Origin of the sequence: Bifidobacterium sp. N4G05 (assembly GCF_002742445.1) — a bacterium.
GTDB lineage: Bacteria > Actinomycetota > Actinomycetes > Actinomycetales > Bifidobacteriaceae > Bifidobacterium > Bifidobacterium hominis.
The window spans coordinates 12,020-24,986 of sequence record NZ_NJNQ01000010.1 but is presented as its reverse complement, the minus strand read 5'-3'; the positions used below and the strand labels follow the sequence as shown (position 1 = coordinate 24,986).

10 protein-coding genes are annotated in these 12,967 nt (G+C 58.4%); 9 read left to right on the top strand and 1 reads right to left on the bottom strand.

Going from position 1 to position 12,967, the window contains the following annotated elements; genetic code table 11:
* Positions 1–13: 13 nt before the first annotated feature.
* Positions 14–2,176: a 4-alpha-glucanotransferase gene (malQ, locus tag CE153_RS08440; RefSeq protein WP_099595869.1), complete on the bottom strand. Its 2,163-nt coding sequence runs from the start codon at positions 2,174–2,176 to the stop codon at positions 14–16.
* A gap of 346 nt (positions 2,177–2,522) precedes the next feature.
* On the opposite strand from malQ, the gene CE153_RS08435 reads away from it, so the two are divergent.
* From CE153_RS08435 to CE153_RS08395, 9 genes are all read left to right on the top strand, one after another.
* Positions 2,523–3,305 (top strand): HAD family hydrolase, encoded by a 783-nt coding sequence (locus tag CE153_RS08435; protein WP_236824521.1) that lies wholly within the window; start codon positions 2,523–2,525, stop codon positions 3,303–3,305.
* A gap of 184 nt (positions 3,306–3,489) precedes the next feature.
* A complete protein-coding gene (locus tag CE153_RS08430) occupies positions 3,490–4,335 on the top strand; it encodes a sulfite exporter TauE/SafE family protein (protein ID WP_180753468.1) in 846 nt (281 codons plus the stop codon).
* A 214-nt stretch (positions 4,336–4,549) separates the two neighbouring features.
* Positions 4,550–6,610 (top strand): alkaline phosphatase, encoded by a 2,061-nt coding sequence (gene phoA, locus CE153_RS08425; RefSeq protein WP_099595867.1) that lies wholly within the window; start codon positions 4,550–4,552, stop codon positions 6,608–6,610.
* Between the two features lie 331 nt (positions 6,611–6,941).
* On the top strand, positions 6,942–8,813 hold the full coding sequence (gene dnaK / locus CE153_RS08420) for a molecular chaperone DnaK (RefSeq protein WP_099595866.1): 1,872 nt from the start codon (positions 6,942–6,944) through the stop codon (positions 8,811–8,813).
* Between the two features lie 2 nt (positions 8,814–8,815).
* Entirely contained in the window at positions 8,816–9,496 is a 681-nt protein-coding gene (gene grpE / locus CE153_RS08415) for a nucleotide exchange factor GrpE (RefSeq protein ID WP_099571556.1), read from the top strand.
* Between the two features lie 84 nt (positions 9,497–9,580).
* A complete protein-coding gene (locus CE153_RS08410; protein WP_099595865.1) occupies positions 9,581–10,630 on the top strand; it encodes a DnaJ C-terminal domain-containing protein in 1,050 nt (349 codons plus the stop codon).
* A gap of 5 nt (positions 10,631–10,635) precedes the next feature.
* A complete protein-coding gene (locus tag CE153_RS08405) occupies positions 10,636–11,298 on the top strand; it encodes a heat shock protein transcriptional repressor HspR (RefSeq protein ID WP_099595864.1) in 663 nt (220 codons plus the stop codon).
* A 265-nt stretch (positions 11,299–11,563) separates the two neighbouring features.
* Positions 11,564–11,851: a hypothetical protein gene (locus CE153_RS08400; RefSeq protein ID WP_236824520.1), complete on the top strand. Its 288-nt coding sequence runs from the start codon at positions 11,564–11,566 to the stop codon at positions 11,849–11,851.
* 329 nt (positions 11,852–12,180) lie between these two features.
* Entirely contained in the window at positions 12,181–12,873 is a 693-nt protein-coding gene (locus CE153_RS08395) for an HAD family hydrolase (protein ID WP_099595863.1), read from the top strand.
* Positions 12,874–12,967: the final 94 nt, after the last annotated feature.

Here is a 12,967-nt window from a genome sequence, read left to right as displayed (position 1 = left end):
CATCGGAGAAAGCTTACTTTTCACCGTTCATGATGGCGGAAAGCGACTTCACGCGCGGCAGGTCGAACACTTCGTCGGTGTGCACCACCTTGTGGTCGGGGCCTGCCAGCGGCACACGCCAGTTGCAGTATTCGCTGGACGTGCCCGGCTGGTTTTGTGCGCGGGTTTCGCCGACGCCGTCCACCAGCGCCGCCTGCAGAAGCACGGATGGTGAGTGGAGCAGCATTTTGTGCATCGCTTCGACGATTTCCTGAATATGATTGTCGACGTCCGCTGCGATTTCCGGCGTGATCAGTTCGCTTTCGACCAGTCGGTCAAGCATGGCCTGGCGCTCCGCGGTTGCGGATGCCTGGAATTCCTCGACCGGGCCGGTGAGCAGGTGCAGTTTCTCACGCAGTTTGACGTGTTCGAACTGCAGGTAGCCGGCGGTTGGCGGCATATCGTGCGTGGTTACGGAAGCCAGCGCGTACTTGCGGTAGTCGGCCGGGTCGGCGTACGGGTCGCCGGCGTTGGGGGAGTCGTCCACGCGGGCGAACCATTCTACCATGCAGCCGAGCAGGCCGTGCTCGGCGAGCACATTGCGCACGTAATCGGGCACGGTGCCGAGATCTTCGCCCACCACCAGGCCGTTCACGCGGGAGGCTTCGATCGTGAGGATCGCGATCATCGCCTCATGGTTGTAGGTGACGTATGCGCCGCCGCGTGCACCTTCGCCCTGCGGAATCCACCACAGGCGGAACAGGCCGAGCACATGGTCGATGCGTACCGCGCCCGCGTGCGAAAACATGTTGTGCACCATTTCGCGGTACACGCCGTAACCGGTTTTGGCGAGATAATTCGGATTGAACGGCGGTTGTCCCCAATCCTGGCCCTGCTGGTTGTAGAAGTCCGGCGGGCAGCCCACGGTGACGCTGCCGACGGCGAAACGTTCCGGATTCCACCACACGTCGGCGCCCAGCGAATGCACGCCCACGGCCATGTCTTGCATGAGGCCCAATGCCATGCCGCTTTCGCGCGCGGCGGTCTGTGCGGCGGTCACCTGTTCGTCGGCGATCCACTGCAGCCAGCATTCGAAGTCGACCATATCGGCATGATCGTGTAGGAGTTCGGCCACTTCCGGCGAATCACGGTTCGTCTCCGCAAACCATGTGCCCTCCCACGGAGCGCCCCACACCTGGAATGCCACCGACCATGCGGCGAACGCACGCAGATCGGGGCCGGCCGCTTCCTTGAACGCTTCGAACGAGGCCTGGCGCTCGGCGGAACGTGGCACCTTGAACACGAGCTGCAGAGCTTGGCGCTTATGCCACCACGCGGAGTTGATGTCGAGTTCGTCGGCGTTGTCGTTGGCGGGGGCCACTTCGGCGTGCAGACGCTCGACCTCGGCCTTTGCTTCCTCGTCAAGCCCTGCATATTCCTCAATATTCTGCGGGCGAATATAGGTGACGTTCATGAATCGGCGCGATTCCGGCAGGTACGGCGACGGTTCGAGCGGCTCGACCGGCGCGGTCGCGTGAATCGGGTTGATGAGCATGAAGTCGGCATGAGACTTTTCGGCGGCGTCGGTGAGCAGCAACTTCAGGTCGCCATAATCGCCCACGCCCCACGATTCGGCGGAGCGGATGGAATATATTTGCGCCATCCAACCCCAACGCTGCTTTTCGGCGACCGCCGGTGGCAGGGTCATGCGTGCCGGGGCACAGATCAGTCGCGCCTCGCCGTGCAATGGGCCCGCGTTGACGCGCAACGTGTGGTAGCCGGCGGGAATGTCGTCGGGCAGAGTGAGCGTAAGTGAGCCGTCGGCCTGCGAGGTCAGGTACATGCACAGGTTGCCCTCGTACTGCGTGCCGTCTTCGAGTAGCAGGCGCAGCGTCACGTCATGGCCTTTCGCGCGGATCGGCGTGGTTGACTCCTTGCCGATAAACTTCACGATGGTCGGTTCCACGAGCGTGTCTGCGATGCGATGCTTGGTGAGTTCGTACGATGTTGTGATCGCCTCGTCGCTGGACGCGTCCACACCGAGCGCCGCAAGCACGGAGACGAGCACTTCGTCGCGGATTTCCACGTAGGTGCCGAGCTGGTCGATGTACGACGTTGATATGCCGTTGAGCTTGGCGAGCTGGATAAGCGGTCGTGCGATGCGTTCCGCGCTTTCGGTTTGTTGGGTTTCCGCCATAGGTTCCTTCTTCCCTGGGCCGTTGATGGCCAATCATGCTGCATTGCCACGCGATTGGCGCGCTTCGGTGCGATCAATCGTTCTGATATGTACTGTAGCATATGGTGACATCGTTTTCAATAGGCGTGTTATTGGGTGTAAACGTTGCTGTATTGCGATTTCTTGACTGTCTTATGGATGAGAAATAAGAAAAATGTTTTTTCTATTTGACTATCGTTTGCAATCTGGAGGTTGCGGTAACCTCATGTATAACGCATGTAACTCATTGGTTTGCAATGGCGGCGGTTGCAAAGTGGCAATAGCCGCCGCCGGTAAAGCGGCGACGATGCCGACGAGAGGACCTGTTATGGAAAATGTGACGCATACCCCTAAATATGAGGTTGTGTTCTTCGATTTGTATGGAACGCTTATCGACATACGTACCGACGAACAGTGCGACGCGGCCTGGCAGGCCTTGTATGACGCCGCATGCGAATTGGGCGCGCAATACGATTCGGTCGAGGCGTTGCGTGAGCGTTTTAAAAAACTTGAGGCGCGCGAAATAGCGCATCAGTCGAATCATGCCATCGTTCGCAATGGGTGGGACGAGTTCGACGTACTACCGGTATACCGATCGTTGCTCATGAATCGCAGCGATGAGGCGGAACGTTTGCTGGCATTGCCGCAAGCCGCTCAAAAAGCCGCATGGGCGTTCCGGCAGGGCAGCACCAGTATGATCCGCCTGTACCCGGGGGCTCTGGAAATGATCGAAAAACTGCAGGAATCCGGCATTGTCGTGGCGCTGCTGAGCAACGCGCAATCCTGCTACACCCGCGCAGAACTGGAAATGACGGGACTTGTCAACGTGCTTGACGACGTGATCATCTCCAGCGAGGAGAAGATCCGCAAGCCCGCGCGCGACTTGTACATGCTGGCGCTCGACCGCGAATTCGTGACCGCCAAGCATGCACTGATGGTGGGCAATGACGAGCAGAACGATATTGTTGGCGCTCGTACCGCGGGCATTGACGGCGTGTATTTTCGTACGGAGATTTCGCCGGCAGATGATCCGGAAACATCGAGTTATGCAGTGCGTTCGTTTACCGGCGCCGATTATGAGGGATTGCTGGATTACGTGCTGAACGCCTGACCTTGCGTGGTACGCGGTGCGTATTGCGCGGCACTGAAATGTGCGGGAATGTACTATCGCAAGAAGGAAGAAATGCGATGGTAGGGGAGCGATGAAGAAATCAGATATTTCCAATATTTCGAATGCTGAAAGTGTTGAACGCGCTGAAGATAGCGGACAGTCGAATGCGCAACCGAGCGGGCAGATGAGTGGGCAGTTCAGTAAGAAAGCGGACCGGCTGTTTGGCGCGGATCCTGCGGGACTCGACGAATCCGCGCGAGGCATTGCAGTGCTGGTGATCGTCGGCGTGGCAGTAGGGCTACTATCCGGCATGTTTGGCATTGGCGGCGGTACTGTGATTGTGCCCGCGCTGGTATGGCTCGGACTGACGCAACGTAATGCGGCGGCGACGTCAATGCTTGCGATCGTACCAACCTCGATTTCCGGCGTCATTTCTTACGCGACTTGCGGGAATGTGGACTGGCTCGCCGCGCTGCTGCTGTTTTGCGGCATGTTCGTAGGCGGCCAGATCGGCAGCTGGCTGCTTTCGCGCTTGTCGGAACTCGTATTGCGATGGATTTTCGTAGTGTTTCTCGTGTTTGTGGTGGCCAATCAGATTAGTTTCGTGCCGTCGCGCGACCAGCACATTGCGATGAGTGCGTTGACCGGAGTTTGCCTGGGGCTGCTGGGTGTGGTGATTGGCACGTTGGCGGGACTGCTGGGAATTGGCGGCGGGGCTCTCGCCGTGCCCGCACTATCGATGCTGTTCGGCGCGTCCGATCTGATTGCGCGAGGTACGTCGCTGCTGGCCATGTTCCCGAACTCGATTACCACAAGCGCGGCAAACCTGAAACGCAAGCTGGTGCATGTAAAGGCCGCGCTGGTTATTGGCTTGGTGGCTGCCGTTACCGCGCCATTCGGTACGTGGATAGCGGGCGTAGTCTCGCCACGCGTCGGCTCGATTCTGTTCGCATGCTACCTGTGCGTGCTCCTGATTCGCTCGATATTCGTAGCCGTAAAAGCCACCCGATCCGTCCACGCTTCCGCCTGACCGTCAGCACATCATGCGACAAAAGCATGAGTCATGATTCAGTTTTAAGGGTGAATATTGGGGATGATGGTTGGAGGAAAGGGAATTTGAGATAAGTGTTCACTTTGTAAAGACGAGAGTTCACGTTTCGTTCGTCTAAAACGCCTCGGAAGTTGATTTGCGAAATCTAGCGTGGAGATCGCAATACAGCACAGGCTAAAGAAAGAAGAAAAAGATGAACAATCGAAGGGCTCTCAAAGGAGCGATTGCAGCAATCGCTTCCGCTGCAACGCTCGGTGCGCTCGCGGCACCGGCACTCGCCAACGAAACTTCCACTTACAATCTGAACGGCAAGTCCGTTGCGGAACTGGCTCAGCACGGCGGCGCACAGCGCATTGCAGCCATCGGCAACGGCACCGCCAAGAACGTCATCCTGTTCATCGGTGACGGCATGGGCGATTCCGAAATCACCGTCGCCCGCGATTATCTCAAGGGTGCAAACGGCCACTTCGAAGGCCTCGACGCAGTCGGCCAGCCGGCAGAGCTCGGCGACACCAATGCCGGCACCGGCCAGTACACCACCTTCTCGCTGGGCGGCAACAGCGGCGACAGCGCGGTCGGCAAGGATGACAAGGGCGGCCTCAACGCCAACCCGAACCCGGGCAAGCTCACCGCAGTGACCGATTCCTCCGCATCCGGCTCCGCATGGGCAACCGGCACTAAGACTTACAACAACGCGGTCGATGTAGACGTTTATGGCAATCCGCAGCTCAATCTGTTCGAACTCGCCAAGGCGGCAGGCAAGGCCACCGGCAATGTGACCACCGCCGAAATCCAGGACGCCACCCCGGCCGTGCTCGAATCGCACTCCACCGAGCGTGGCTGCTACGGTCCGCAAGGCAAGACCGACGGTTCCTCTAATGATGCTGCGAAACGTTGCCTCGTGAATCAGCTCAAGGAGAACGGCGGCATCGGTTCCATTTCCGAGCAGTTGCTCGATACCCGCGCCGACGTGACCATCGGCGGCGGTTCCAAGTACTTCCGCCAGACCGTTCAGGGCGGCGAATATGCTGGCAAGACCGTGTGGGAGCAGGCCAAGGAAATGGGCTACCAGACCGTCGAGAACGATCCGGCTGCCATGAACGCGCTCGAATACAAGGAAGGCCAGCCGGTGCTCGCCCTGATGAGCGACGGCAACATGCCTACCAAGTTCAACCCATCCAAGGCCACCGCCAAGGACCCGGCCAAAGACGCCAACCCGACCGTATGCACTCCGAACGCCGACTGGCTCGGCAACCAGGGCTCCTCGCTCGCTGACATGACCAAGAAGGCGCTCGATCTGCTCGAAGCCAACCCGGCCGGCAACACAAACGGCTACTTCCTGCAGGTTGAAGGCGCTTCCATCGACAAGCAGGATCACGCTGGCAACGCTTGCGGCCAGATTGGTGAAACCGACGATTTCGATCAGGCCATCGCCTACGCCATGAAGAACGTTGATCTGAGCAACACCCTCGTGATCGTTACCGCCGACCACGCCCACACCTCCCAGATTCTCAACGCTCAGCCGGCTTATGCGCTCTCCACCGTGCTCAAGACCGCTGACGGCAACAACATGGTCGTCTCCTACGGCACCGCTGAAGCTGACTCCCGCGACGAGGACGGCGGCTACAACGGTGGCGACATGGCTCACACCGGCACCCAACTGCGCATCGCCGCTTCCGGCCCTGGGGCCCAGCGCGTGATTGGCCTGACCGACCAGACCGACAACTTCTACACCATCGCCAACACCCTCGGCCTTGCCTCCACCTCCGATGCTCAGCAGTCGCTCTCCAACGACGCCAAGACCGAAGTCAAGCTCACCGATGGCAAGTATGTGGCCGAATCCACCGGATTCAACGGCGACGCAGTGCTCTCCTATGAACTCAAGGACAAGTCCGGCAACGTGGTCGTCGCTTCCGACAGCTCCACTCCGGTCTCCGGCGTGCGCGTCAAGACCGCTCAGACCACCGGCATCACGCTCGACAAGGTCACTGAAGGCAATGAGTACACGCTCACCGTCACCGGCCGCCAGTCTGGCAAGACCGTGACCGTCGACTTCCAGGCTCCGGCCCGTGATTCCTCAGATGAGAAGCCGGGCGACGGTAAGAATGACGTGATTGCTTCCGGCAAGGTGAACAACAATCCGAAGTCCGGTGTGCTCGGCAACACTGGTTCCGCGATCTCCATCGCCGCACTTGCGATCGCCATGCTGGCCGCAATCGCGATGATTGTCAAGACCACCAAGATCAGCCGCTGAAAATCTGAAGAGATCTGAAGATCACGGACTAGATCCGGATCGCACGCGTCGCAGTGTGATCCGGATCTTTTATCTCACCGTACGATCAGGTTTGATGGCGATCGTATCTTGAAATCGTGTCTTGAGATTGCACTTAAGATTGCGTCCGAAAAAAAGTTGAGCTCTCTTCGCTCAACTTTTTTGTAAATTTGGGAATAATCGCTTGCGAATCAAAGTTGAGTGGTGTAGGCTCAAGTTTTGGAAAGTCCGAGAGACGGCAAACCGAAACTTGGGCGAAAGAACGAACAGAACAGAAAACGCATAGCGAACCTATCTACAAAGGAGACAAGTTATGGGACGCGCAGTTGGCATCGATCTGGGTACTACCAATTCCTGCATCGCAACTCTTGAAGGTGGCCAGCCCACCGTTATCGTGAACGCTGAAGGCGCTCGCACCACGCCGTCCGTCGTGGCATTCAGCAAGTCCGGTGAAATCCTCGTCGGCGAAGTTGCCAAGCGTCAGGCCGTGACCAACGTCGACCGCACCATCAGCTCCGTCAAGCGCCACATGGGCACCGACTGGACCGTTGAAATCGACGGCAAGAAGTGGACTCCGCAGGAGATCTCCGCACAGGTGTTGATGAAGCTGAAGCGTGATGCCGAAGCCTACCTCGGTGAGCCGGTCACCGACGCTGTGATCACCTGCCCGGCATACTTTAACGACGCTCAGCGTCAGGCCACCAAGGACGCCGGCACCATCGCAGGTCTGAACGTGCTGCGTATCATCAACGAGCCGACCGCGGCCGCACTGGCTTACGGCCTCGAAAAGGGTAAGGAAGATGAAACCATTCTGGTCTTCGACCTCGGTGGTGGCACCTTCGACGTGTCCCTGCTGGAGATCGGCAAGGATGACGACGGCTTCTCCACCATTCAGGTGCAGGCCACCAACGGCGACAACCACCTGGGCGGCGACGATTGGGATCAGAAGATCATCGACTGGCTCGTCGGCGAAGTCAAGAACAAGTACGGCATCGACCTGAGCAAGGACAAGATCGCCCTGCAGCGCCTGAAGGAAGCCGCAGAACAGGCCAAGAAGGAGCTGAGCGCTTCTTCGAGCACTTCCATCTCCATGCAGTATCTGGCCATGACCCCTGACGGCACTCCGGTGCATCTGGACGAAACCCTGACCCGCGCACACTTCGAGAGCATGACCTCCGACCTGCTGGGTCGCTGCCGCGCCCCGTTCAACAACGTGCTGCATGACGCTGGTATCGGTGTTTCCGATATCGACCACGTGGTGCTCGTCGGCGGTTCCACCCGTATGCCGGCCGTCAAGGAGCTCGTCAAGGAGCTCACCGGCGGTAAGGAAGCCAACCAGTCCGTGAACCCGGATGAAGTCGTGGCAGTCGGCGCAGCCGTGCAGTCCGGCGTCATCAAGGGCGACCGCAAGGACGTGCTGCTCATCGACGTGACCCCGCTGTCCCTCGGCATCGAAACCAAGGGTGGCATCATGACCAAGCTCATCGACCGCAACACCGCCATTCCGACCAAGCGTTCCGAAGTCTTCTCCACCGCTGAAGACAACCAGCCGTCCGTGCTTATTCAGGTTTACCAGGGCGAGCGTGAGTTCGCTCGCGACAACAAGCCGCTGGGCACCTTCGAGCTGACCGGCATCGCTCCGGCTCCGCGTGGCGTTCCGCAGATCGAAGTCACCTTCGATATCGACGCCAACGGCATCGTGCACGTTTCCGCCAAGGACAAGGGCACTGGCAAGGAACAGTCCATGACCATCACCGGCGGTTCCGGTCTGGGCAAGGACGAGATCGACCGCATGGTCAAGGAAGCCGAAGCTCACGAAGCCGAAGACAAGAAGCGCAAGGAAGACGCCGAAACCCGCAATCAGGCTGAATCCTTCGCCTATCAGACCGAGAAGCTCGTCAACGACAATAAAGACAAGCTCTCCGACGATGTGGCCAAGGAAGTCACCGACAAGGTCAACGAGCTCAAGGAAGCCCTGAAGGGTGAGGACATTGAGAAGATCAAGTCCGCCCAGAGCGAGCTGATGACCTCCGCGCAGAAGATCGGTCAGGCCCTCTACGCACAGCAGGGTGCCGCCGACGCTGCAGGCGCCGCTGGTGCCGCAGGTGCTACCGGTTCCGCTCCCGCTGACGACGACGTGGTTGACGCCGAAGTCGTGGACGATGACGACAAGGACAACAAGTAATCATGTCCGACTTCAACAAGGACGAATATCTGAACGACCTGCCCGACATGGACAACCTGTCCGGGCAGGCCGCCCCTGCAGCCGGTGCATCGCAGGAGTCGCAGAATAATGGCGATTCTGCAGCAACTGCATCTGCCGATTCCGCAGCTTCTGAAACTGCGGCAACGGCCGCGAACGCAGCATCTTCCGAATCGCAAGAAAACGGCGATGCTGCGGATAGTGCAACGCAAGATGGTGAAGATACGCTGACTCCGCTTGGCCAGGCCAAGAAGGAAGCGGCGGAATATCTTGAAGCACTCCAGCGCGAACGTGCGGAATTCATCAACTTCCGCAATCGTTCACAGAAGGAACAGGAACGCTTCCGCCAGCATGGCATCATCGACGTGCTGACCGCGCTGCTGCCGGCACTTGATGACATTGATCGCATTCGTGAACACAGCGAAATGGACGAGTCCTTCAAAGCCGTTTCCGCCAAAATCGACAAGGCGTTCGAAAAGTTCGGCGTCGAGAAGTTTGGCGAAAAAGGTGAGGATTTCGACCCGACCAGGCATGACGCGATCCTGCACAAGCCGGATCCGCAGGCCGAGAAGGAAACCGTCGACACCGTGGTGGAAGCCGGCTATCGCATCGGCGATCGCGTGATTCGCGCGGCTCGCGTGGTCGTGGCATCCCCGCAGAACTGAACGCAGTGACATTCTCGATTTCGACACTAACAACCGCAAAACAACACGCAGTGACATCAGCGACCTCGTGAAAGGAGGCACATCATGGCTGAGAATGAATGGCTGAGCAAGGATTTCTACAAGGTCCTCGGTGTCTCCAAAGACGCCACGGACGATGAGATCACCAAGGCGTACCGCAAGCTGGCGCGTAAGTACCATCCTGATCTGAACAAGACCAAGGAGGCCGAGGAGAAGTTCAAAGACATTTCCGAAGCTTACGACGTGCTCAGCAACAAAGACAACCGCCAGAAGTACGACGCCATCCGCCAGTTTGGCATGGGTGGCGCGCGCTTCGCCGGCGGTTCCGGTGCGGGCGGATTCGATGCGGGGGCGTTCTCCGACATCTTCGGATCGATGTTCGGCGGTGGCGCTGGAGCGTATGGTGCGGGCGGTAATGGTTCGCGCATCCGCTTCCAGAACGGCGGCAACCCGAATATCAACGATATTTTCTCGATGTTCGGTGGCGGTGCGGGCGGACCTGCCGGGGCTGGTGCGTATGGTGCCGCCGCTGGCGCCGGAAGCCCTTACGGGGGCGGCTACAAGCAGGCTGCGCAACCGGAAGACGGCGAGGACCGTAACTCCAAGATCAACCTGACCTTCCGCCAGTCGGTCAAGGGGGCAACGGTTTCGCTGTCTGCCGATGGCAAGAAGTTCAAAACGCATGTTCCGGCAGGCGTGCGTGATGGGCAGAAGATCCGCATTTCAGGCAAGGGAAAGCCGGGGCGTAACGGCGGCAAAAACGGCGATCTGTACCTGCAGATCAGCGTTGTCGAAGATCCGAAATTCAGCCTACGCAAGCGTGACATCATCATGGATCTGCCGATCACCGTCGGCCAGGCCGTAGCTGGCGCGAAAGTGACTGCGAAAGACGTCGACGGCAACGAAGTCACCTTCAAAGTGCCGGCGGGCTCATCCAGCGGCACGGAAGTGCGTATTTCCGGCAAAGGTGTGGCCAACAGGCAGGGCAACGGCGATCTGGTCGGGCGCGTGCAAATCCGCATCCCCGATAAGCCAGGCCTGAAAGTCAAGCATGCGGCGAAGGAATTCGACAAGGAGTGCGGTGACTTCGCCGACGAACTTGCCAAGGAGCGCTGATCGCCATGGCACGCGCATCTCGGACCTCCCAAGCCCGCGCGGCGCGGCAGGCCAAAATGCTGTACGACATGTGTGCGATGGCGATTGTGGCCGGCAGGGCCGATCTTGATGGAGCAGACGAAGTTGGTTTCGACATCGAACTGCCGATGTTCACGGTCGGCCGTGCCGGTGAGCTTGCCAACGTGCACCCCCAAACACTTCGCCAATACGATCGGCTTGGGCTTGTGGTGCCGCAGCGCACGGATGGCGGCGCCCGCCGCTACTCATTGCGAGACATCGCCCGCCTTGCGAAAGCGCAGCAGCTGAGCCAGGAAGAGGGCATCAATCTGGCCGGTATTGCACGGATCCTTTCCCTGGAGGAGGAGAACCGCGAGCTGCGCCGCCAGGTCGAGCGTCTGCGCAAGCCAGCCGGTTCCAGCGTGTTCGCAGCTGATGCAGATGGCGACATTGTGGAGATTGAACGTTCCCGCCGTGCGCGCATGTGGCGTAGGCAGATTCAGGTCAATGCCCGACAGCTGCCATCGCGTGAGTTCGTGGAGTCCGCGCGTGCCGCGACCGACGCATACGACACGCCCAATGGGGCTATCGTACGCGAAAACGAGGGTATTCAGAGGGGTAAATCCGCCTCTAAGCCCGTTTCCAGGTCAATCGTGCTTTGGAGGGATTGACCGATTTTCGGAAAATACTGAAAATATTAACAAAACAGGCATATCTTGCAACGGATGTGCCTGTTTTGTTATATAGTTTTGCCAAATGCATTACTTTCTGTGACGATGTCGTTGTTGTGGGAAATAATGTTGAGTATCCGCGTTCTGACTGTCATTCTTCCGGTCATTAAGGTGCTTCGGTGAAAGGTGGTTCTCCTTTTCTGTGAGAAATCATGGGATAGGGGGTAAGATAAGCGGCAAGAACAGGAAAGGTTAGGAGCGTACAGTGCCAAGAGTTGCGTTCACCGCTAAGACCCGTAAGTATCTCGGGTCTTTGGATGCCGTGGAATCGGTCACCCAGTATCGTATTTGTTACTCCAAGGAGTTTCGCGACGACTGCATGCGCAGGTATGCCGAAGGTGGCTCGCCTGCCGCGATTTTCCGCGAGGCAGGACTTGATCCGAAGATCATCGGCTACAAGCGCGTGGAACGTTGCATCGCCCGCTGGAAGGCGGAAGATGCGGAAAAGGCTACGGAAGTCGCTGGGGAAAACAAGGAGAATCAGGGAGAGTAGATTTCGAATCTTCCGATAGAAGCGAAATTTTTCGAATGTCATGGGTTGCGGCAATGGGGGTTGCCTGTAGTGTGTGAAACGGATGATTTCGCAGACGTGAGTTATTGCGTTGATGTGGAAAGCGCTCGGATGAAAGAACGTCCGGGCGCTTTTTGTTTGCCGTTGTGCTGCTGCCTTGTTTGTTGTTTTGTTGCAACATTTGCAAACGTTGCATCTGTTTGCAAATTTGCCGTCTTGCCGCTCTGCTGAAATGGCAGAGGAAATCGCGATGGACGGCGCCGCACGCAAATCCGGTGCTCCGAGTCCGACGGTCGTAAGGAAGGAACATCATGACCGAGTCTAACCTGATGGTCAAGGCTGTGTTTTGGGATATGGACGGTACTCTGATCGATTCCGAGCCGTACTGGCATGAGGGGGAGATGAAAATCGCAGCCGCGCATGGCGGGTATTGGGATGAGGAGCTTGCCTGGCAGGGTTCGGGTACGCCGGTTCCGGATGTGGCTCGCCGTATGGTGGAGCATGGTTGCCAGCTGTCGATCGAGGAGATTGGCCAAGGCATGATCGATTATGTAGCCCAGAAGGAATTCGAGTGCATTCCATGGATCGAAGGCGTGGAAGACGTGCTTGTTGCGTTGCGCGATGCGGGTGTCCCTTCGATGCTGGTCACCACGTCGCCGCGTCATCTTGCGGAGAATCTGGTTGCGCAGGCGCCGGCCGGTGCGTTCGCGGGCTACGTGTGCGGCGATGACGATGTTGAGAAGAAGCCGTCTCCGGCCCCGTATTTGGAGGCTGGTCGCCGCCTGGGCATCGCTCCGGAAGATATGAAGTACTGCATTGCGGTCGAAGATTCCATGTCTGGTTTGCGTTCGGCTGTCGCTTCCGGTGCGACGACGATTGGTCAGACCGGATTCATGCAGATCGACAATTCCAACGGCCCGCAGTTCGCCTCGATTAAGGGGTATGAGGGCATCGACGTGGCCTCGCTTGACGCATTCGTACGTCAGCGCACGTCTCAAGCCTAAATTTGCGCCCTATCTCGCTTATATATGGCAGATACATGAGTTCGGGGGTGTTTGGTGAGGATTGGTGGTTGGTGACCGGCATGTATGGGCAAAG

What these genes read in the sequence shown, in the direction of transcription:
- CE153_RS08410 (WP_099595865.1), top strand. Translation starts at nt 9,581, where the DNA reads ATGGCTGAGAATGAATGGCTGAGCAAGGATTTCTACAAGGTCCTCGGT.
- malQ (WP_099595869.1), bottom strand. Translation starts at nt 2,176, where the DNA reads ATGGCGGAAACCCAACAAACCGAAAGCGCGGAACGCATCGCACGACCG.
- CE153_RS08405 (WP_099595864.1), top strand. Translation starts at nt 10,636, where the DNA reads ATGGCACGCGCATCTCGGACCTCCCAAGCCCGCGCGGCGCGGCAGGCC.
- phoA (WP_099595867.1), top strand. Translation starts at nt 4,550, where the DNA reads ATGAACAATCGAAGGGCTCTCAAAGGAGCGATTGCAGCAATCGCTTCC.
- CE153_RS08395 (WP_099595863.1), top strand. Translation starts at nt 12,181, where the DNA reads ATGACCGAGTCTAACCTGATGGTCAAGGCTGTGTTTTGGGATATGGAC.
- CE153_RS08435 (WP_236824521.1), top strand. Translation starts at nt 2,523, where the DNA reads ATGGAAAATGTGACGCATACCCCTAAATATGAGGTTGTGTTCTTCGAT.
- grpE (WP_099571556.1), top strand. Translation starts at nt 8,816, where the DNA reads ATGTCCGACTTCAACAAGGACGAATATCTGAACGACCTGCCCGACATG.
- CE153_RS08430 (WP_180753468.1), top strand. Translation starts at nt 3,490, where the DNA reads ATGAGTGGGCAGTTCAGTAAGAAAGCGGACCGGCTGTTTGGCGCGGAT.
- dnaK (WP_099595866.1), top strand. Translation starts at nt 6,942, where the DNA reads ATGGGACGCGCAGTTGGCATCGATCTGGGTACTACCAATTCCTGCATC.